Genomic DNA, 20,302 nt, shown 5'->3' on the forward strand with positions numbered 1-20,302 from the left:
CGGAGCATGGCAATTCACAGCGCTCGAGAAAACACCGGCGGTCGCCGGTTGCCGTTCAGGCCCGCGTTTTCGTCCCTCCCGGCGGTGGCACCCGTCGATTTCCGTTTGCCCGTTTCCCTCTCGCCGGCCGCTGGCGCTTCGAGCGCGCATCCCAGCCTGGTCACCAAAGATACCCTCCACTCCCGACCCGCGCCGCGGTTTCGGGGCTTTTCAAGCGACACTCGTGTCATTACCCACCCCTGAAGGAGTACAAACATGAAACAACCTGTCCGCGTCGTCATCACCGGTGCTGCTGGCAACATCGGTTATGCCATGGCCTTCCGGATTGCTTCGGGCAGCATGCTGGGTCCCGATCAGCCGGTGATCCTGCAGTTGCTGGAAATCACCCCGGCGCTGCAAGCCTTGCAGGGCGTGGTGATGGAACTGAACGACTGCGCCTTCCCACTGCTGGCCAACGTGGTTGCCACCGACGACCTGAAGACCGCTTTCACCGACGCCAATTTCGCCATGCTGGTCGGTGCCCGGCCGCGCGGCCCCGGCATGGAGCGCAAGGACCTGCTCACCGCCAACGGCGCCATCTTCGGACCGCAAGGCAAGGCGCTGAATGACCATGCCGCGCGCGACGTGCGGGTGTTGGTGGTCGGCAATCCGGCCAATACCAACTCCCTGATCGCCGCCAGCAGCGCGCCTGATCTCAGTCCGCGCCAGTTCCATGCCATGACCCGGCTGGATCATAACCGCGCCCTGAGCCAACTGGCCGAAAAGACCGGTAGCCATGTCAACGACATCAAGAAGATGACCATCTGGGGCAACCACTCCGCGACTCAGTATCCCGACATCGGCCAATGCACCGTCAAGGGCCAGGCGGCAACCTCGCTGGTCGATCAGGGCTGGTACCGCGATACCTTCATCCCCACCGTGCAGCAGCGCGGCGCGGCGATCATCACGGCCCGTGGCGCTTCTTCCGCCGCCTCCGCCGCCTCCTCGGCCATCGATCACATGCGCGATTGGGCGCTGGGCACTCCCGAGGGCGACTGGGTCAGCATGGCGGTCCCCGCCGATGGCTCCTACGGCATCGGCGAAGGCGTGATTTACTCCTATCCCTGCGTCTGCAAGAACGGGGACTACGAGATCGTGCAGGGCTTGCCGATCGATGAGTTCAGCCGCGGCAAGATGGCCGCCACCGAGCAGGAGCTGCGCGAGGAACGCTCCAGCATCGAAGACCTGCTCAGGGCCAAATAAAAGTCGCCTGGGGCCGGTTTCGCGGTATGCGAGGCCGGCCACCGGAAATTTCCTAGCGAGCGACTACACTTTGCAGGGCGATGAAAGCCGCATTTTCAAACCACTGAAAGCAGAGGATACCAACATTATGAATTACGAAGAATTCCACCGCTGGTCCATCGACGACCCCGAAGGCTTCTGGGGCGAACAGGCCCAGTTGATCCATTGGCACAAGCCACCGCAGAAGATCCGGGACTATAGCAAGCCACCGTTTTGCAAATGGTTTGTCGGTGGCGAAACCAACCTCTGCTACAACGCGGTGGACCGGCATCTGGCCGATCGCGCCGATCAGAATGCCTTGATCTACATCTCGACGGAAACCAACGAGACCGTCATCTACAGCTACGCCGAGCTGTACCGTGAAGTGAACCGCTTCGCCGCCGTGCTGCAATCGCTGGGTGTCGGCAAGGGCGACCGGGTCATCATCTACATGCCGATGATTGCCGAAGCCTTGTTCTCCATCCTGGCCTGCGCCCGGATCGGGGCCGTGCATTCGGTGGTGTTCGGCGGTTTCGCCGCCTACAACCTGGCGGTGCGTATCGACGACGCCAAGCCCAAGGTCATGGTCACCTCCGACGCCGGCATGCGCGGCGGCAAGGCCGTGCCCTACAAGCATCTGGTCGATGAGTCCTGCAGTCTGGCCAAATTCCCGCCGGAAAAAGTCGTGATCTGCAACCGGGGTCTGGACAAGGGTCTGACGCTGGTCGAAGGCCGCGATCTGGATTACGCGACGCTGCGCGCCCAGTACATGGACGCCGAGGTGCCGATCACCTGGCTGGAGTCGAACGAGCCGAGCTACATTCTCTACACCTCCGGCACCACCGGTATTCCCAAGGGCGTGCAGCGCGATGTCGGCGGTTACGCGGTGGCGCTGGCCTCGACCATGAAGCACATCTACCACATCAACCCAGGCGAGACGCTGTTCGCCACCTCCGACATCGGCTGGGTGGTGGGGCACTCCTATATCGTCTACGGTCCGTTGATCAACGGTTCGCCGACCATCTTCTACGAGGGGTTGCCGATTCGGCCGGACCCGGGCATCTGGTGGAAGATCGTCAACGAATACCAGGTGCGGACCATGTTCTCGTCGCCGACGGCGGTGCGCGTCCTGAAGTCGCAGGATCAGAAGTACATGACGGAGCACGACGTCTCCTGCCTGCGTTACCTGTTCCTGGCCGGCGAGCCGCTGGACGAGCCGACTTCGCGCTGGATCAGCGACGCGCTGAAGATTCCGGTCATCGATCATTACTGGCAGACCGAGACCGGCTGGCCGATGCTGTCCTACCTGCCGGGCGTGGATCTCAAGCCCAATCGCTTCGGCTCACCCGGATTCCCGGTGTACGGCTACGACATTCGGGTGATCGACGAAGGCACCGGCGACGAAGTGCCGCGGGGCGAAAAAGGCGTGCTGGTCGTGGAGCCGCCCTTACCGCCGGGCTGCCTGAGCACGGTGTGGGGCGACGACAAGCGCTTCGTGCAGAGCTACTTCTCCAGCTTCAAAACGCCGCTGTACACATCCTCCGACTGGGCAGTGCGCGATGAGGATGGCTACTTCTTCATCCTGGGCCGCACCGACGACGTGATCAACGTTGCCGGCCATCGCTTGGGCACCCGCGAAATCGAGGAAGCCATCCAGGCCCATGCGGCAGTGGCCGAGGTGGCGGTGATCGGCGTGGCTGATAAGGTCAAGGGGCAGGTGCCGGTCGGCTTCTGCCGGCTGAAGGACCCAACGCAACTTGACGCGGCGGGCGCCACCGAGAAGATGCAAAAGGAAATCATCGCCAAGGTGCAGGAACTGTTGGGGGCGGTGGCCAAGCCACATAGCATCCACTTCGTCAGCTCGTTGCCGAAGACCCGTTCCGGCAAATTGCTGCGGCGGTCGATTCAGGCGCTGGCCGAGGGCCGCGACCCTGGCGATCTGTCCACCCTGGACGATCCGAACTCGCTGGAAGAAGTGCGCCGGGCGATCGGGCAGCATTAAACCGCTAACCTAGCGTTTTTCCCTGGACCCAAGCGCTCCACTCTTAGGGGAGTGGAGCGCTTGTCTCGCAAAATCACCTCCCTCCAATACGGAAAGATCGGATTCCCCGGATGCCTCCGGCTGATTTTGGGGCACCGCCACAGCGCTTCCGATACCCATCTTCATTCCTCAGCGTGAATACCCGCCGACGGTCGATCCGAATGCCGTCCGGGCGCAACTATGCACGCGGCATCCTCGATCCAGCAACCGGTTGATTGAGTTGCGGTTTCTCAAGTCATCGTATTAGTGCCGGACCGCCCTCTGAGGCCAACCGCAACGGTTATACCAATTCTGAATAGGTTTTCGTCATTCCCGCGAATGCGGGAATCCAGGCCGCCGCTGAAAAACGGGATACCCGCTTTCGCGGGTATGACGAACAGGGTGGTTATTGGCCTCCGAAAAGAACAAAGCCTATCGGGAAACGATATTAGGTATCGATGAGGGTTCCTTCAGCTATTTCACGTCGGCGCGCGGCGTGGCGGGCATGAAGGCTGATTGCTGTTATTTAAAAGAGGGTAGTGTTCTAAATTTGGATATTGTATCATCAATCACTGAATTTTATGAATCAATAGTGATCATTGATGTGATGCAATCACAGCGCATTGGGAGAAAAAAATTATGGTTTTAGCACCGGTTTGTTGTCCACATTGTGGTCGAGATCATGTGGTTAAACGCGGCCAAACCGCGAACGAAAAACAGCGTTATCTATGTCAGAATCCAGATTGTTCCGCTCAAACTTTTATTTTGGATTATGACGATCTCGGTCGGGTACCGACTATTAAAAAACAGATTGTCGAGATGGCGTTAAACGGTAGCGGCATTCGGGATACAGCGCGGGTCCTCCACATCAGTCCGAGCACGGTGATCAGCGAATTAAAAAAAAAGAACCCAGTCTCGAATCGGTCAATCACGCCGTCCTGGAACGGCTGAATCCAAAGCATATCCTTGTTAATATTCAACGCATTGAAGATGCCAAACTGGACGAAATGTGGAGTGATGTTCGCAACAAGGAAAACCAGCGCTGGTTATGGCATGCCATCGACCATGCGACCGGCGAAGTGCTCGCCTATGTCTTCGGTGACCGAAAAGACCCCTCGTTCTTGGCCTTAAAAGCCCTCCTGGAGCCGTTTGGCATCACGCAATTTTACACGGATGATTGGGGTGCCTACGAACGTCACCTCCCCGCTGATCAACGGGTGATCGGTAAAAGCGGTACCCAGAAGATCGAACGGAAACATTTAACTTTACGGACCCGCATTAAGCGATTGGCTCGAAAAACGATCTGTTTTTCCAAACTGGATAAAATGCATGATATCGTCATCGGCCTCTTCGTTAATCGGTACGAATTTGGTATTTTAGTGTGATATCCAAATTTAGAACACTACCCGGGATAAGTTGGATTTCGCCTGAAGCATATTCACGGTTTGCATGTAACTCACCTGGTCTAGTCTGGCTAAGTGCTTAACATATTTCAAAGTTGAATGACTTGCAACTGCATGGGATGGCTTCCGTTCGTCGCGAAAATCGGACCACTCGTCCCGGTGCTCCATACGGTTGGCCTCAACTAGACCTATAGTTAAACAACGTCAAAAGAGTCCCATAGACCATGAACAAAAAATCAGGGTTTACCCTCCTCGAACTGATTTTCACGGTTGCCTTGGCGGCGATTATCATGACGATCGGCATACCTTCGTTTCGGACAGCGATTCTCAACAATTCCCGTACCGCTCAACTGAACGAGTTTGTTGGTGTTCTCAATATTGCCCGTTCCGAGGCGATCAAACGTGGTATTAGAGTCACGATCTGTCGCAGGCTGGATGATGCCACCTGTGCTGCCGATTCCACGAGTGTTTGGGAGAATGGCTGGATCGTTTGGGTCGATCAAAACGGCAATAGCGCACTCGATGCGGGCGAGGAAATTAAGATCTATGGCACCATCCCCAATAATTTTACCATGCGTAGCGGCGGAACATTCACACAGTCGATAGCCTATCTACCTAATGGCGTTAGCTCTGGAATGGGAACTTTCAACCTTTGTGACAGCCGAGGGGTTGATCAGGCCCGTTTTATTGTTATTAGCATAACCGGACGGGTCAGAGTCAGGGAAAAAGAAGCGGGGGATACTTGTCCATGAATAAGGGCTTCAGTAATTTTCAACGATTCCACCATGACGGTGGATTTACTCTGCTCGAAGTTTTGGTCGCGACGGTGGTGTTGTCGGTGGGCCTGCTCAGTTTAGCGGGCTTGCAGGTGATTGGATTGCGTACAGGCCATAGCTCTTATTTACGTACTCAAGCGACAATTCAATCTTATGACATAATTGATCGCATGAGGGCTAATAAGAATGGGGTAGGTGATTATAACCAGCCTACCCAAGCTGGATCGGCAGGTACTGAAGATACCAATTGCGAAACAGTTAATGGTTGTAGTACGGCATCCATGGCGGCACATGATCTGTTCAGATGGAATCAGGCCATTGTCGATGTATTACCAGGAGGCGTAGGGGTGGTTTGTGTCGATAGTACTCCCGAGGATGGCGATCTCACTGATCCGGCTTGTGATAATGTGGGAGGAGGAAATCCTGCAACGGCAACCTACGCGATCAAGATTTGGTGGACTGATGATCAAGCGGCCGGCACACAGCAACTTTTTGCCACGAGTTTCCGCCCATGAATACCTTGAATCTAAAGTATCGCCAACATGGAATGACCTTGATTGAAATCATGGTTGCCCTTGTAATCAGCCTGTTCTTATTGGCGGGATTATTACAGATGTTCGTCGCTACCCGGCAATCGTCAAGGATTCAGGAAAATTTATCTCGTATTCAAGAAAACGGTCGATTTGGAATTGAGTATATCAATCGTGTTGTTCGACAAACGGGTTATCGTTCTAGAACCACCATATTGAACGGTGAATCTTTTAAGCAGAAGTTTAATGTTGATATGATTGGGGGCACCAATAATGATGGGTATAATAACAGTGATAAGGTAATTGCCCGATTCGAGGGTGAAAATAGCGGTCAAGGTGTAGTGAAAAATTGTCTTAATCAAACAATAACTTCGCCAGCGATCTCTATTGATACCTTGAGCATCAATACTGATGCTCAAGGTATCGTTAATCTTTACTGTCAAGTTGTTACACCAGCAGGGGCAGCAGCGCAAACCCAACCGATCTTGGAAAACGTGGAAGATATGCAGATTCTTTACGGTGAAAGGAAAGGTGGCAATCTTGCTTATGTGCCAGCAACGAATGTACAAAAATGGGAAGATGTTTTTAGTGTGCGGATTAGCCTCTTGTTAAGAACTGCTGAAAATAATTTGGCTGAGGCTCCTCAACCTTACACGATCAATGGCGTGACAACCACCCCGACTGATCGGCGCTTGCGTCGCGTGTTTACGACTACCGTTGCGCTGCGCAACTGAATTTGCAGGATATTCACATGATCAATAAGCAATTTGTACTTAAAAAATACCAGACGGGCAGTGCCTTGATTATTGGCCTGACAATCTTATTATTAATGTTGATTCTTGGCACGGCTGGAATGAGAACCACGATCATGGAAGAACGGATGGCTGGTAATACTCGTGACTATAATAATGCTTTTCAGGCAGCAGAGGTGGGATTGATTGATGGAGAGCAGGATGTAAGCAATAAAGATCCTGTTACGAAACAAAAACTTCGTCCTGCGGATTATGCGAAGAATGATTTTGCCAATGACTGCAATATTGGTAATACGAGTAGAGAGTTCGATGGTTTGTGTATACCCAATACAGCGCCGAATAAACCAAAATGGCTATACATTGATGATGTTAATGACATTGAATTTAATTGGAATGCGGTAGCTGCCGACAACATCAATGGCGCATTACCTTATCGGGTTTATGGTCAAGATACTGAGATAGGAGGTATTTCACCTCAATCATTGCCATCCGTTTCCAGGCAACCCCGATACATTGTTGAGTACTTGGGTGGCCTTGGTTCTTTGGTGATCGGTAGAAATCCCACGGCATTGACCAACTATTATCGAACGACAACCCAGGGTTATGGAATCGCAACGACCGACGATGCAACTCCATTACCCATCGCCCGCGTTATGCTGCAATCGGTTTATGGAAAATGAATCCTTTAGAGATTCACGAATTAAATTGAGGAGAAACCCATGAGTAACAGACGAATTGCCAGTCCGTGGCGTTGGTTTGGAAGCCTATTAGCCGGTTTGATGCTCGCATCATTCCTGCCACAAGCCCATGCTGAAGAGGATATTTCCAATCTACCACTCTTTCTGGGTGGCAATGGTGTTCCTCTCGCCATGCTGGTCATGGGGCGCGATCACAAGCTTTATTATGAAGCCTATAACGATGCTTCCGACCTGAACCAGGATGGTCAGATTGATGTCGGTTACAAACCGGATCTAACTCAAGATAACCAACCGCTCAATTACTTCGGTTATTTTGACTCATACAAGTGCTATAGCTATAACAATAACAATGGAGTGTTTACCCCGACTGTCGTCACGAGCAGCAAAAAGTGCTCGGGGGCTTGGAGTGGTGATTTTCTAAACTATTTGACCACTTCCAGGGTGGATGCCCTGCGCCGGGTGCTTTATGGTGGGTATCGATCGACCGATAGCGCGACGGAAACCATTCTCGAACGCTCGCGCATCCCTCAGGATGCCCATAGCTGGGGCAAGGAGTACGTCAGCATTTCCCATGATGGATACGATATTCGGGACTATACTCCGCTCGACTTGCCGGCAGCGGACACCCGTCATCTATTTGCCAACACCACATTGCAGAATGACACCAACCAACTGCCGTTGCTGCGAGTACTCACAAACAGCAAATATCGAATTTGGGAATGGGTAGCGATCGAACGTCCCGTGGCCGGGGATAAGTGCCTTGATGGTGGAAGTGGGCCGATTTGTGCGACTGCTGGAGGTACATTATGGGAATTTGTGCCGGATACAATTCTCACGCTAACCCAGACCGTGCATAAAGTTACCACCCGAAATAGCAGTACTGGAAATCCCTATCCAACAAATAGCAGCCAATTTGATAGTTTGGTGCTTACCAACGCCATCACCGCCAATTTATGTGGTTCCCGGTCGGTTTCCACCATCAATGGTAGTGGCAACCCCTTCGACGGTGTTAATGGCTGCAATAATGACAATTACATTAACGTATTTACCGGACAAATTAATATTGCTACTGCTGGAACATACACGTTTTCAGTCGATGGAGACGATGCCGTTGACCTGCAAATTGATGGCACTACTGTAGCTTCCTGGTATGGTGGTCATGGCAATTGCAACTGCAATGACCACTCCGGTTCAATTTCCTTATCTGCCGGTGCGCATACTCTGCGGTTCCGGCATGAAGAAAATAGTGGGGGCGATAATTACTATTTAAGGTGGCAACGTACAGTCCCCACTTCAGCCAGGACGGATTACACCGTCCGAGTGAAGGCCTGCGTTAGCGGTTTGCTGGAATCCGAGTGTAAAGGCTATCCGGAGAATGCTCCCACAGTCTATAAGCCAACTGGCCTATTGCATGATTATGGTGAAACCGATCGCATGGCTTTCGGTTTATTGACAGGTTCTTTTAAGAAGCATATGTCAGGTGGTGTGCTTCGCAAAAATGTTTCATCCTTCAAGAATGAAATCAATGCCAATACGGGGCAGTTCATAGTACCGGCCAGCGCGGGTAGCATCGTGGATACAATCAGCAAAATGCGGATCGTTGGTTTTCAAGGCAGCTACGCCTACAACGACGGGGGTTGCGGGGTACCCATGGTGGCGTCCATGCAGGAGGGGCGCTGTGCCATGTGGGGTAATCCCGTCGCTGAGATGATGTACGAAAGCATGCGCTACTTTGCGGGCAAGACCGGACCACTCTCCGCTTACGATTTTACAAATGAGTTCAGCAGTTTTGTCACTGCGGATAAGCTCAATCTACCCAAACCAGCTTGGTCCGACCCTTATCGCTCCGAAGCCAATGGCGGTTATCCATACTGCTCCAGACCGTTCGAAGTGGTGATCGCGGATCTTCCTTCTTTTGACACCGATCAATTGCCTGGAGTTGACTCGAACTTTGGCGGCGGCATCAGCAGTGATATCGGAACCCTGAATGTTGCCAGTCTCGGTCAGACTATTTGGGACAACGAGGAAGGCGGTACGAAGAAGATCTTCATCGGCCAGTCTGGTAGCACTTATGACACCGCCCCAACGCCCAAGGATGTCAGCAGTTTCGGCAACATTCGTGGATTGGCGCCGGAAGAACCAACCCGGCAAGGTGGCTATTACGCGGCTGCCTTGGGCTATTTCGGCAAAACCACTGGAATCCGGCAAATCAGCGTTGCCGGTTTAGCCAGCGCCCATATTGTTAAGACCGATGTTTTCGGCGTGTCCTTGTCTTCACCGTTACCCACCATCAATATTCCGATGGCCGATGGGAAAGTAATCACGGTCGTGCCTTTTGCAAAATCAGTGGGTGGTAGTGGCATCAATGCGACGAAAGGACAGTTTCAGCCGACCAATACCATTGTCGATTTCTTCATTGAAACTATTGCCAATACCGGAACTGGCAACCATGATGATGATATCAATGAAGGACGACCTTATATCAAGTTCAGAATCAATTATGAAGATTCTGAATATGGTTCCGATCATGACATGGATGCTATTGTGACCTATACATTCACGGTCGATGATTCCAATCAATTGATCATTGACCTCAGTTCCGATTATGAGGCAGGCGGTATTCTCCATCACATGGGTTATGTGATCTCGGGTACTACCACAGATGGCGTGTACTTGGAAGTCCGCGATTGGAATCGATTAACTACTAATACAGGAAGTCCCAGCAGCGATGTGGATTATTTCCTGGATACCCCTCCCGGCTTTCAGGGTACGCCGCCCGCTCCAGACTCTGGAAGCGGCACTTGGAATGACGGAGTTGCGTTACCAACACAGTCGAGTCGGACTTTCTCACCATCAAGCACACTGGAGACATCCACCGCTTCCTTCATCAAGCACGACCCACTATGGTATGCGGCCAAGTGGGGCGGTTTCATCGAAAACACCGACGACGCTAATAACCTGCCAGACAAACAGGGCGAATGGGATCGGGATGGCGACGGTAAACCCGATAACTACTTCCTAGTGACCAACGCAGGCAAGCTCAAGCAGCAGTTAAGTGAAACCTTTGAGGAAATCGTCAGGCGCACCAGTTCTGCGGCGGCGGTAGCGGCCAATTCCAGCTCGCTGATCGCCGGTAGCCGGCTTTTCCAGGCTCGCTTTAATAGCGGCGACTGGACTGGTGAATTGCGGGCGCTGTCCGTTAATCCGGACACTGGAGCGGTGGAGGCCAATCCGACGACGGGAGCACCACTGGAGATCTGGACGGCTCAAGCTCAATTGAGAGGGCAGAACTTCAACACCGGCCGCCAAATCCTGACCATCAAACCTTCCACAAAGGCTGGCATTCCCTTCCGGTGGCCAAGTTCCATCCCGAGCGATCCCAACACGCAGACCGGTTCGACGGCGCTGGATCAAGCGCAAGTCGCCGCGCTGAAAGGCAGCGGCAACAACGGCGACGGTCAAGCGCGCCTTGATTATCTGCGCGGCGATGCGACTAACGAAGATCCGGCGGGCAAGCAATATCGCAAGCGGGCTGATGGCACCATTCGCAATGTGCTGGGGGATATCGTCAACTCCAGCCCGTTCTACGTGGCTGCCCCGTCCGCCGGCTATTCTTTTGGGGACTACCAGACCTTTTCCAACACGTATCAGAACCGCCGGCCCATGGTGTACATCGGGGCCAACGACGGCATGCTGCACGGCTTTGACGCCAACTCCGGGCAGGAAGTATTTGCCTATGTGCCCAGCGCGATCTTTAACAAGCTGAGCGCCCTAACGGAGCTGACGTATAAAAACTTGCACCAGTTCTATGTGGATGCTTCACCGACCGTAATCGACGTGCAGTTCAGCGACGGGAACTGGCATACGGTGCTGGTCGGCGGGTTGCGCAGCGGCGGTGTTAGCTATTTCGCCTTGGACGTCACTGCGGCGGGTACCGTCAACAGCAGTGGTACGGTAACGAATGCCGGTTCGCTGACCGAAACTAATGCCGCCAGCGTGGTGTTGTGGGAATTCGCGGATGATGATTTGGGGTTGTCCTTCAGCCAACCTTCGCTGGCGCGGCGAAGTGACGGTGACGATAATGCAGATAACAATCCCTGGATCGCGGTGTTCGGTAATGGCTACAACAGCAATAACGCGGGCAAAACGCCAACCACTACCGCTGTCCTCTATGTGGTGAACGTCCAAACCGGGGCGATTATTAGGAAGATCGATGTGGGTGAGGGGAAAGGGCTATCCACGCCCAGCGTCGTTGATAGCGACGGCGACGATACGGCCGACTTTATCTATGCGGGCGACTTGGAAGGTAACCTGTGGCGGTTCGATATCCGCGACCCCACTCCCAGCAATTGGACCTATACCAAACTATTTGTCGCTAGGGACGCCAACGGTAACCCACAGCCGATCACGGCTGCTCCTCAAGTGACGCGGCAGCCCACCTTAGCCACGGATCTGAAAACGTCCTTGATGGTGGTGTTCGGCACGGGGCGTTACTTGGGCACCACCGACGTGCTCAATACCGACCAACAGACGTTTTATGGCGTTTGGGACGATGTGGACGGCAGTGCGTGTGCGGCGGGCTCCACCACGGCTTGTTTTACTCGCGCCGACTTGCAAGCACAGGTTTATTGTCCGGGGAATCCGGTCGATCCGACCTGTCAGGTGGTGGATTCCAATAATACCACCGTGACTTCCGCGGGCACTCTCAGCGACAGCAGCGGTAGAAACTTTCGAGTAACCAGCGCCATATGCGTGGAATACAGCGCTGATTCCAATGCCAAACTGTGCGGCGATCCAGCAAAGGCCCAACGGCGCGGCTGGTATCTTGACCTGAAGCTGGCGGGCGAGCGGGTGGTTGGCGATCCGCTGATTATCGGCAGCCGCGTGGCATTCACCAGCATTCTGCCGGATGCCGATCCCTGCCAGTACGGCGGTAATAGCTGGCTGAATATATTGAACGCAGTAAGCGGGCAACGGGTTACGACAACTTTCCTGGGCGTGGGCAGCAATGCGAGTACGCCCGTCACCGAATCGAGTACCGGCTTTGCTCCGAGCAGCGTGGGCATCGTGGGTATCGCGTCGGCGCCGAACGTGATGAGAGCACCGGATCAGCAGAAATCCATCCTCTATGTCAGTACTTCGGGAGGTACGGTGGAGAATTACGCGATCGTGGACACCGAGATTGGCCGGCAATCTTGGCGGCAACTGGAGTTTCAATAATGAAAGCGGCTGAAAGATGGACTATGGCGCTCCCATACCGGTTATGGAATCTCCCCTCCTTGGATAAGGAGGGGTGGCGCGCAGCGCCGGGGTGGTTCGAAACGGGTATTCCACCCGTCAAACAGGATCGCTATGGGACGATGTGGCGGCGCGTCCGAGGAGAAGGTGGCTTCTCCCTGCTCGAACTGATGATCGTGGTGGCGGTGATTGGCATTCTGGCCGCCATCGCTTATCCCTCTTATCAAGACAGCGTGCGGAAATCGCGGCGAGCGGACGCCAAGAGTGTGCTGTTGAATGCGGCCCAGTGGATGGAGCGGTTTTACACGGAGAATAACCGCTACCATCAGAATCGGGCTGGCACGGCAGTGGCGTTACCTGTAGGGTTGACGCAAGCCCCGATTGAGGGAGGGACCAAGTATTACAATATCAGCCTGACCGACTGCGCCGGTGCTGCTGCGGTCACCGCCAATACCTTTACCCTTTCCGCAGTTCGGATCGCGGGCACTGCCCAAGCCAACGACCGATGCGGTACCTTAACCCTGACCAACACCGGGGTTAGAGGTGTTTGCGTCGCAGCGCCACCGACAGCGGATGAATGCTGGCGCTGAACCTTGCAAGGCTCACAAAGGCCGGCGCAATGCCGGCCTTTGTGATTTAAAGCACGCTAACCTCATCCCCACTCACCCGGTCGCGGCCCTGGCGTTTACTGAGGTACATCCACTCATCCACTCGCTTCAACCATTGATTCAGTGTCTCCTCCGGCCGATAAGCGGCCACCCCAAAGCTGGCGGTGACCGGCCTGCCGCCGGGGTTGGGCAACTCATGCAGGGCGGCGCGCAGAGTTTCGGCCAGCGCCACGGCGTCCGTTCCCGTTGTCTCCGGGGCCAGGATCAGAAACTCCTCGCCGCCCCAGCGGGCGAGCACGTCGCTGCGGCGCAGCCGCCCCCGCACCTGTGCCGTTACCGCTTGCAGCACCCGGTCGCCCTGCTCGTGGCCGAAGGTATCGTTGATCCGTTTGAAATGATCGAGATCGCACATGATCAGCGCCAGTGACCGATTGTGACGGCGGGCGCGTTCGACCTCCGATTCCAGCTCCGTGAGCAGGTAGCGGCGGTTGAACGCGCCGGTGAGCGGGTCGGTGGTGGCCAGCCGGCGCAGTTCGGTTTCCATCGCCCGCTGTTCGGTGACGTCGCGGCCGATCCCTTGAATTTCGATCAGGGCGTTGTCGTCATCGAGGACGGCGTGGTTGTGCCACTGCACCCAGCGGTGCGCACCGTCAGCGCGTACCACCTGATGTTGCGGGCGATTGCTGGGATGCGCGGCGTTGCAGCTGAGCACCTGGGCCAGCGCGTCGGCCCGGTCGGTGTCGAGGATCAAGGGGGCAATGTTGGTGCCTAGCAAGTCTTCCGGCGCAAGGCCAAAATAGCGGCAGTAGGCGGTATTGACAAAGGTGAGGGTGCCGTCCGGCAGGCAGCGGTACACCAGATCGGTTTGTCCTTCGACGATGGCCCGGTAGCGCGCTTCGCTGAGCTTGAGCAGCTCCTCGGCCTGTTTGCGCTCGGTGATGTCGAGCACGGTGAAGGTGACACCCTGGGCCAGATCCGTGGCATCCAGCGGGGTGGAGCTGAGGATGATGTCGATGATGGTGCCGTCCTGGCGGCGCCAGCGAACCTCGACGGCGCCGGTGCCCTGTTCGGCGATCTGCTGGTATTTCTCCCGGCCGACCCACTGGTAGTCCGCGTCGCTGAAGTAGAGCAGGCGGGCGCTGTGGCCGATCAAGTCCTCGCGAGCATATCCCGTGAGGCGGCACAGGGTGTCGTTGGCTTCCAGAACGATGCGGTTGCGGACCATGCCGATGCCGACCGGCGCGGCGCGCAGGATGCTTTGCAGCCGGGTTTCGCTCGCTTGCAAGGCGGTTTCCAACTGGTAGTGCGCGGTGATGTCCGTCGCCGCGACGCGGCACAGCCGCTCGCCCTCGATCTTTAGACCCACGCCCGCCAGGGACAGGTGACGGGGCGGCAATCTTTCCAGGTCCAGGCTCACCTCGCCGGATTCCTTGGACGTTCCCGCCAGCGTCCGGTCCATAAAGGCGTTAAACGCGGGCCGGGTTTCCGTCGAGACGAACTGCCCGAACCGCCGGCCGATCAGGCGGGCACGTTCCTCGCCGAGCAGCGCCGCGCCGGTCAGATTGAGTTCCCGGATGGTCCCGTCGCCGCTCAACGTGAAGTAACCGACCGGCGCGAAATCATAGAGATCGACGTAGCGTTCCAGGCTGTGTTCGAGTTGAGTACGCGCCCGCGCCAGTTCCTCGTTCTGCATTTCCAGTTCGATCTGGTGGACTTGCAGTTCGTGGACCAGCCGCCGGTTCTCCGCGTCGGTCGGGAGAGGTCCGGACCGGGCGCTTTGCCGCTGCCACTGTTCCTCCGCTCGACGATGCAATTCGGCGGCCGCCGCTGAGGGAAGATCTTTTTTCTCGGTCATCGCTCAATCTTGCTCGGTGGGTTTGGAACCGGTCCCCAGCGCCGCCAATTGCTCGCGCGCCTGACGCAATTTCATCTCCAGCGTTTTCGGCCAGCTAATGTCCATCAAGGTGACCACGACCCCGTCGATCCGATTGTCCACGGTGCGGTAGGGCATGATGCGCAGGTTGAACCAGCGCCCATCCTGGGTGGTCACCGCCTTCTCCACGAAGATCAGAGTCCGCAGCACCTCCGCCACGTCCGCCTCCAGCGCCGGATAAAGCAGGTCGGAGGCGATGTCGGTGATCGGTCGGCCCACGTCGCCGGGGATCAGCTTGATCAGCTTGGACGCCTGAATGGTGAAGCGCCGCACGTTCAGCGCGCTGTCCAGAAACAGCGTGGCGATATCGGTGCTGTTCAGCAGGTTTTTCATGTCGTCGTTGGTACGGGTCAGATCGTTCACCTTGGCTTGCAGTTCGGCGTTGACCGTCTGCAATTCTTCGTTCAACGACTGCATTTCTTCCTTGGAGGTGGTGAGTTCCTCATTGGTGGATTGCAGCTCCTCGTTGGTGGATTGCAGCTCCTCGTTGGCGGATTTGAGTTCCTCCTGCGAGGTTTGCATCTCCTCGTGCAGGATCGTCAATTCCTGGCGTAATTTTTGACGCTCTTCCTCCAGTTGGTCCTTGGAGATGCTGGCGGCGGCTTGGCCGGTTTGGCCGCGCTTTTTAGCGGTTGGCGGCGGCGCGTCGGCGAAAACCACCATCAGCAGCCCGCGCAGCGCCGCCGGTTCGTCCAGCACCTGGACGGTGAGATCCACGCTTTGATAGTCGCCGTTGGTCTTGACCCGCAGACCGCGCTGGGTCACGGCCCCGGCCGGTTGCTGGCGCAGGGCTTGCTGGCAGCTGGGCAACAGGCGCTCGCGCAAGCCCTCGCGGGCCATGGCGAAGAGATTCCAGTTGACCTGGCCGGCGGCCGGTTCCAGGTACTTGCCGGTGCGGCCGCTGATGTACAGGATATTGCCCTGACTATCGATCAGTACCGCCGCCGGGGCAAAGCGTTGCAGCAACACCTGATCGGCCTGCATTTGCAGGCTGGCCGGCGCCGGGGCCGGGGCCGGGCGGCTTTCCGTCGAAAAGCTCTCGCCGGCCGCGACCGGAGTGAACCAGATCGGCATATTCACCGACCGCGCCCGCGCGGTGTGCGCTTCGCGCTGGTAGAAGCGCCACTTGCCTTCCAGTGGAACAAACAGATCGGATGGGTTGCCGACGGTTTCGGCGGACCCCAGAAACAGCACGCCGCCCGGATTCAGGCTGTAGTGAAACAGGGTCAGCAGTTTTTTCTGTAACTCCGGGCTCAGATAGATCAGCAGGTTGCGGCACAGCAGCAGATCCAGCTTGGTGAAGGGCGGGTCCTGAATGAGGTTTTGCGGCGCGAAGGTCACCAGTTCCCGCACCTCCTTGCCGATCCGGTAGCCCCCGTGTTCCTCATGAACGAAAAACTGCCGCAATTGCTCCGGCGTGACATCGGCGCTGACGTTCTCCGGATAGAGACCCTGACGGGCCTTGGCGATGGCCTCCGCGTCCAGGTCGGTGGCGAAGATTTGCAGGGTATAGGCTCTGGGCGGGCAAAGCCGCGCCAGCGTTTCCTTGAAGGCGATACCCAGCGAAAAGGCTTCCTCGCCGGTGGCGCAACCGGCCACCCACGCCCGCAGCACGCCGCCTTCGGGGTGCTGCTCCAGCAGCCGGGGGAGGATCGGGTCCCGTAGTTGCATCCAGGCCGGCGGATCGCGGAAGAAGCGGGTCACGCCGATCAACAGTTCCTTGAACAGCAGTTCCCGCTCCTGGGGGTTGTCCTGCAGGAAGCGGACATAATGGACGATTTTGTCCAGTTGATGCAGGCGCATGCGCCGCTCGATCCGGCGATACAGGGTGTTCTTTTTGTACAGGGAGAAGTCGTGGCCGCTGTGGGTCCGCAGCAGGATCACCACCTTATCCAGGCCGCTCTGGTCGCACGCCTCCAGCACCGGTTCGGCGGGCGGCGCGGTGAGCGGAGAACCTTGCAGATAGGCGAGCAGGCGTTCGCACAGCGCCTCGACCGGTGCCACGATATCGGCCAGCCCGGCATCGATGGCGCTGCGCGGCATGGCGTCGAATTTGGCCGTGGCCGGCTCCTGCACCAGGGCAACGCCGGCCATCTCCTTGATCGCCCGCAGACCCAGGGTGCCGTCGGAGCCCATGCCCGACAGGATGATGCCGACGCTGCGCTCCTTCTGGTCTTCCGCCAGCGAGCGGAAAAAGAAATCGATGGGCAGGCGCAGGCCGCGCGTGGCGCCCGGCTCAAACAGGTGCAGCGCCCCGCACAGCAGCGACAGATCCTTGTTGGGCGGAATGACGTAGACGCGATTCGGCCGGACCGGCTGCCGGTCCTTGATCTGCTCAACCACCATGGCGGTATGGCGCTGCAACAGTTCGGGCAGGATGCCCTTGTGGGTCGGGTCGAGGTGCTGGATGATTACGAAGGCCAGGCCGCTGTCCTTGGGCGCATGGTCGAGAAACAGCTCCAACGCCTCCAGCCCGCCGGCCGAGGCGCCGATGCCGACGATGGGGAACGCCTCTGCTGGAAGAGAGGCGGCGGTTTTGGTCGGTTTTTTCATGACGGGGAATCCCCTTAAAATTCCCCACCATCATAACAGTAATAGCAAGGGGCTTATCGGTGCTTGCCGCCAGCCGCGACATCCGCCGCCCATCCCCGTATAATTCCCGACTTCTTCTCTCGGCTATTCAGCGGCCCGCGCCGCCCGGACTGTGATGCTCACTGCTCCCCATTTGTTTTCCCACCGCCGCTACTGGGCCGCCCGCTTCGGTATCGCGCCCTTCCTGCCGATGTCGCACGCCGAAATGGACACGCTCGGCTGGGATTCCTGCGACATCATTCTGGTCACCGGCGACGCCTACGTGGATCATCCCAGCTTCGGCATGGCCATCGTCGGCCGTCTGCTGGAGGCGCAAGGATTCCGAGTCGGCATCCTCGCCCAGCCGGACTGGATCTCGGCCGAACCGTTCAAGGCGCTGGGTCGGCCGAACCTGTTTTTCGGGGTCACCGCCGGCAATATGGATTCGATGGTCAACCGCTACACCGCCGACCGGCGGCTGCGTCACAACGACGCCTACACCCCCGGCGACGAAGGCGGCAAGCGGCCGGACCGGGCGGTGATCGTTTACAGCCAGCGCTGCCGGGAAGCCTATCCCGACGCGCCGGTCGTGATCGGCGGCATCGAGGCCAGCCTGCGCCGTATCGCTCATTACGACTACTGGTCGGACACGGTGCGCCGCTCGGTGCTGCTGGATGCGAAAGCCGACCTGCTGCTGTACGGCAACGCCGAGCGCGCCCTCGTCGAAATCGCCCACCGCGCCGCCGCCGGCGAGCATCCCAAAGCCATGCGCGACCTGCGCGGCACGGCCTTCATCGTCAAGGACTTGCCGGAGGGCTGGCTGGAAATCGACTCGACCGAACTGGATCGGCCGGGGCCGGTGGAACCGCATCCCGATCCCTACGCCCTTCGCCCAGCGGGAGCAACGCCGGGGGGAGCGCCGCCTGTTCATCCCCGCCCGCCGCGCCACGACCGCGCCAAAACCGTCATCCGCCTGCCGGCCCATGAACAGGTCAAAAGCGATCCGGTGCTATACGCGCACGCCTCGCGCCTGCTGCATCTGGAAACCAACCCCGGCAACGCCCGTGCCCTGATCCAGCGCCACGGCGACCGCGATGTGTGGCTCAACCCGCCGCCGGTGCCGCTGACCACCCCGGAACTCGACGCCGTGTTCGACCTGTCCTATGCCCGCGTCCCGCACCCGAGCTACGGCGGCGCCCGCATCCCGGCCTACGAGATGATCCGCTTCTCGGTCAACATCATGCGGGGCTGCTTCGGCGGCTGCACCTTCTGCTCGATCACCGAGCACGAGGGCCGCATCATCCAGTCGCGTTCGGAAAGCTCGATCCTGCGCGAGATCGAAGAGATCCGCGACCGGACGCCGGGTTTCACCGGGGTCGTTTCCGACCTGGGCGGACCGACCGCCAACATGTACCGGCTGGCCTGCAAGTCGGTGGAGATCGAAAAGCATTGTCGCCGGCTATCCTGCGTCTACCCGGACATCTGCCCCAATCTCAACACCGATCATTCGTCCCTGGTCACGCTGTACCGCAAGGCGCGGGCGCTGCCGGGTGTCAAGAAAGTGCTGGTCGCTTCCGGGGTGCGTTACGATCTGGCGGTGCGCGATCCGGCCTACGTGCGCGAGCTGGTCACCCACCATGTCGGCGGCTATCTCAAAATCGCCCCGGAACATACCGAAGCCGGGCCGCTCTCGAAAATGATGAAGCCGGGCATGGGTGCCTACGACCAGTTCAAGGAACTGTTCGAGAAATATTCGAAGGAAGCCGGCAAGGAGCAATACCTCATTCCCTACTTCATCGCCGCCCATCCGGGTACCAGCGACGAAGACATGCTCAACCTCGCCCTGTGGCTGAAGCGTAGCGGCTTTCGCGCCGATCAGGTGCAGGCGTTCCTGCCCTCGCCGATGGCGCTGGCCACCGCCATGTACCACTCGGGGCGCAACCCGCTGAAAGGCATCCACCGCGACCGGGGCGAGACCGTGGTTTCTCCCAAGGGGCTGAGACAACGGCGGTTGCACAAAGCCTTTCTGCGTTACCACGACTCCGGGAACTGGCCGTTGCTGCGCGAGGCGCTCAAGCGCATGGGCCGCGCCGAGCTGATCGGCAACGGCAAACGTCATCTGATTCCGTCCTGGCAACCCACCGGCACCGGCACCGGCACCGGCACAAACGGCGGCGAAGGAGCGCGCGCCGGCCGCAAGCACGGGCCGCAGCGGCTTCTGACCCAGCATACCGGCCTGCCGCCGCGCGCCGAGGCCATCCCTCCCGTGAAAAAAGGCGGAGACGGGAAACCATTGTCCAAACCCGCACCGGATCGGCGGCCGGCGCGAGCCTTTACCCAAGGCAGCCCCTGCGGCGCCGGCAAGCGGCGCGGCCCGCGCTAGTGGATTGACGCATAAATTCTGATGGGTAGTAGAACGCCTGGCTCCCACGCTGGAGCGTGGGAGCACGTCCAGACGCTCCATCGTCGCGATTCAGCATTCCCACGCTGGAGCGTGAGAATGAGAACCGGTC

The 20,302-nt window shown here is 57.6% G+C and carries 11 protein-coding genes and 1 pseudogene; 10 read left to right on the plus strand and 2 right to left on the minus strand.

All coding sequences use genetic code 11. From position 1 onward, the window contains the following. The first annotated feature begins 255 nt into the window (after positions 1–255). The 9 genes and pseudogenes from IPM89_10895 to IPM89_10935 all read left to right on the plus strand — a co-directional run bounded on the left by IPM89_10895 (position 256) and on the right by IPM89_10935 (position 13,267). The gene (locus IPM89_10895; protein ID QQS53395.1) at positions 256–1,242 is read left to right on the plus strand and encodes a malate dehydrogenase; all 987 of its coding nucleotides are present in this window, start codon (positions 256–258) and stop codon (positions 1,240–1,242) included. Between the two features lie 127 nt (positions 1,243–1,369). Further along, a complete protein-coding gene (locus IPM89_10900) occupies positions 1,370–3,262 on the plus strand; it encodes a propionate--CoA ligase (GenBank protein QQS53396.1) in 1,893 nt (630 codons plus the stop codon). A 657-nt stretch (positions 3,263–3,919) separates the two neighbouring features. After that, a pseudogene (locus tag IPM89_10905) lies at positions 3,920–4,665 on the plus strand (IS1 family transposase). Positions 4,666–4,907: 242 nt separating this feature from the next. After that, entirely contained in the window at positions 4,908–5,435 is a 528-nt protein-coding gene (locus tag IPM89_10910) for a GspH/FimT family pseudopilin (GenBank protein QQS53397.1), read from the plus strand. Next, the gene (gene pilV, locus IPM89_10915; GenBank protein ID QQS53398.1) at positions 5,432–5,974 is read left to right on the plus strand and encodes a type IV pilus modification protein PilV; all 543 of its coding nucleotides are present in this window, start codon (positions 5,432–5,434) and stop codon (positions 5,972–5,974) included. Before IPM89_10910 ends, pilV begins: the two co-directional genes overlap by 4 nt. 32 nt (positions 5,975–6,006) lie before the next feature. After that, positions 6,007–6,723 carry a PilW family protein gene (locus IPM89_10920; GenBank protein QQS55885.1) on the plus strand — a complete coding sequence of 239 codons (717 nt, stop codon included), beginning with the start codon at positions 6,007–6,009 and terminating at the stop codon, positions 6,721–6,723. A 17-nt stretch (positions 6,724–6,740) separates the two neighbouring features. Further along, on the plus strand, positions 6,741–7,421 hold the full coding sequence (locus IPM89_10925) for a hypothetical protein (protein QQS53399.1): 681 nt from the start codon (positions 6,741–6,743) through the stop codon (positions 7,419–7,421). 39 nt (positions 7,422–7,460) lie between these two features. Beyond that, positions 7,461–12,659: a hypothetical protein gene (locus IPM89_10930; protein QQS53400.1), complete on the plus strand. Its 5,199-nt coding sequence runs from the start codon at positions 7,461–7,463 to the stop codon at positions 12,657–12,659. A 140-nt stretch (positions 12,660–12,799) separates the two neighbouring features. Continuing rightward, positions 12,800–13,267, plus strand: coding sequence for a type IV pilin protein (locus IPM89_10935; protein ID QQS55886.1), 468 nt, complete (start codon positions 12,800–12,802; stop codon positions 13,265–13,267). A gap of 46 nt (positions 13,268–13,313) precedes the next feature. Here the strand turns inward: IPM89_10935 and IPM89_10940 are convergent, their stop codons facing one another. Beyond that, positions 13,314–15,140 carry a diguanylate cyclase gene (locus IPM89_10940; GenBank protein QQS53401.1) on the minus strand — a complete coding sequence of 609 codons (1,827 nt, stop codon included), beginning with the start codon at positions 15,138–15,140 and terminating at the stop codon, positions 13,314–13,316. A 3-nt stretch (positions 15,141–15,143) separates the two neighbouring features. Beyond that, positions 15,144–17,771: a PAS domain-containing protein gene (locus IPM89_10945; GenBank protein QQS53402.1), complete on the minus strand. Its 2,628-nt coding sequence runs from the start codon at positions 17,769–17,771 to the stop codon at positions 15,144–15,146. Positions 17,772–17,925: 154 nt separating this feature from the next. On the opposite strand from IPM89_10945, the gene IPM89_10950 reads away from it, so the two are divergent. Next, positions 17,926–20,172: a YgiQ family radical SAM protein gene (locus IPM89_10950; GenBank protein ID QQS53403.1), complete on the plus strand. Its 2,247-nt coding sequence runs from the start codon at positions 17,926–17,928 to the stop codon at positions 20,170–20,172. Positions 20,173–20,302 lie beyond the last annotated feature (130 nt).

This window comes from Candidatus Competibacteraceae bacterium (genome assembly GCA_016699715.1).
In the GTDB taxonomy this organism is placed as follows: Bacteria; Pseudomonadota; Gammaproteobacteria; order Competibacterales; family Competibacteraceae; genus Competibacter.

Excerpts from the sequence above, each read along its gene's own strand:
- IPM89_10895 (QQS53395.1), top strand. The coding sequence starts at position 256 with ATGAAACAACCTGTCCGCGTCGTCATCACCGGTGCTGCTGGCAACATC.
- IPM89_10900 (QQS53396.1), top strand. The coding sequence starts at position 1,370 with ATGAATTACGAAGAATTCCACCGCTGGTCCATCGACGACCCCGAAGGC.
- IPM89_10910 (QQS53397.1), top strand. The coding sequence starts at position 4,908 with ATGAACAAAAAATCAGGGTTTACCCTCCTCGAACTGATTTTCACGGTT.
- pilV (QQS53398.1), top strand. The coding sequence starts at position 5,432 with ATGAATAAGGGCTTCAGTAATTTTCAACGATTCCACCATGACGGTGGA.
- IPM89_10920 (QQS55885.1), top strand. The coding sequence starts at position 6,007 with ATGACCTTGATTGAAATCATGGTTGCCCTTGTAATCAGCCTGTTCTTA.
- IPM89_10925 (QQS53399.1), top strand. The coding sequence starts at position 6,741 with ATGATCAATAAGCAATTTGTACTTAAAAAATACCAGACGGGCAGTGCC.
- IPM89_10930 (QQS53400.1), top strand. The coding sequence starts at position 7,461 with ATGAGTAACAGACGAATTGCCAGTCCGTGGCGTTGGTTTGGAAGCCTA.
- IPM89_10935 (QQS55886.1), top strand. The coding sequence starts at position 12,800 with ATGTGGCGGCGCGTCCGAGGAGAAGGTGGCTTCTCCCTGCTCGAACTG.
- IPM89_10940 (QQS53401.1), bottom strand. The coding sequence starts at position 15,140 with ATGACCGAGAAAAAAGATCTTCCCTCAGCGGCGGCCGCCGAATTGCAT.
- IPM89_10945 (QQS53402.1), bottom strand. The coding sequence starts at position 17,771 with ATGAAAAAACCGACCAAAACCGCCGCCTCTCTTCCAGCAGAGGCGTTC.
- IPM89_10950 (QQS53403.1), top strand. The coding sequence starts at position 17,926 with ATGCTCACTGCTCCCCATTTGTTTTCCCACCGCCGCTACTGGGCCGCC.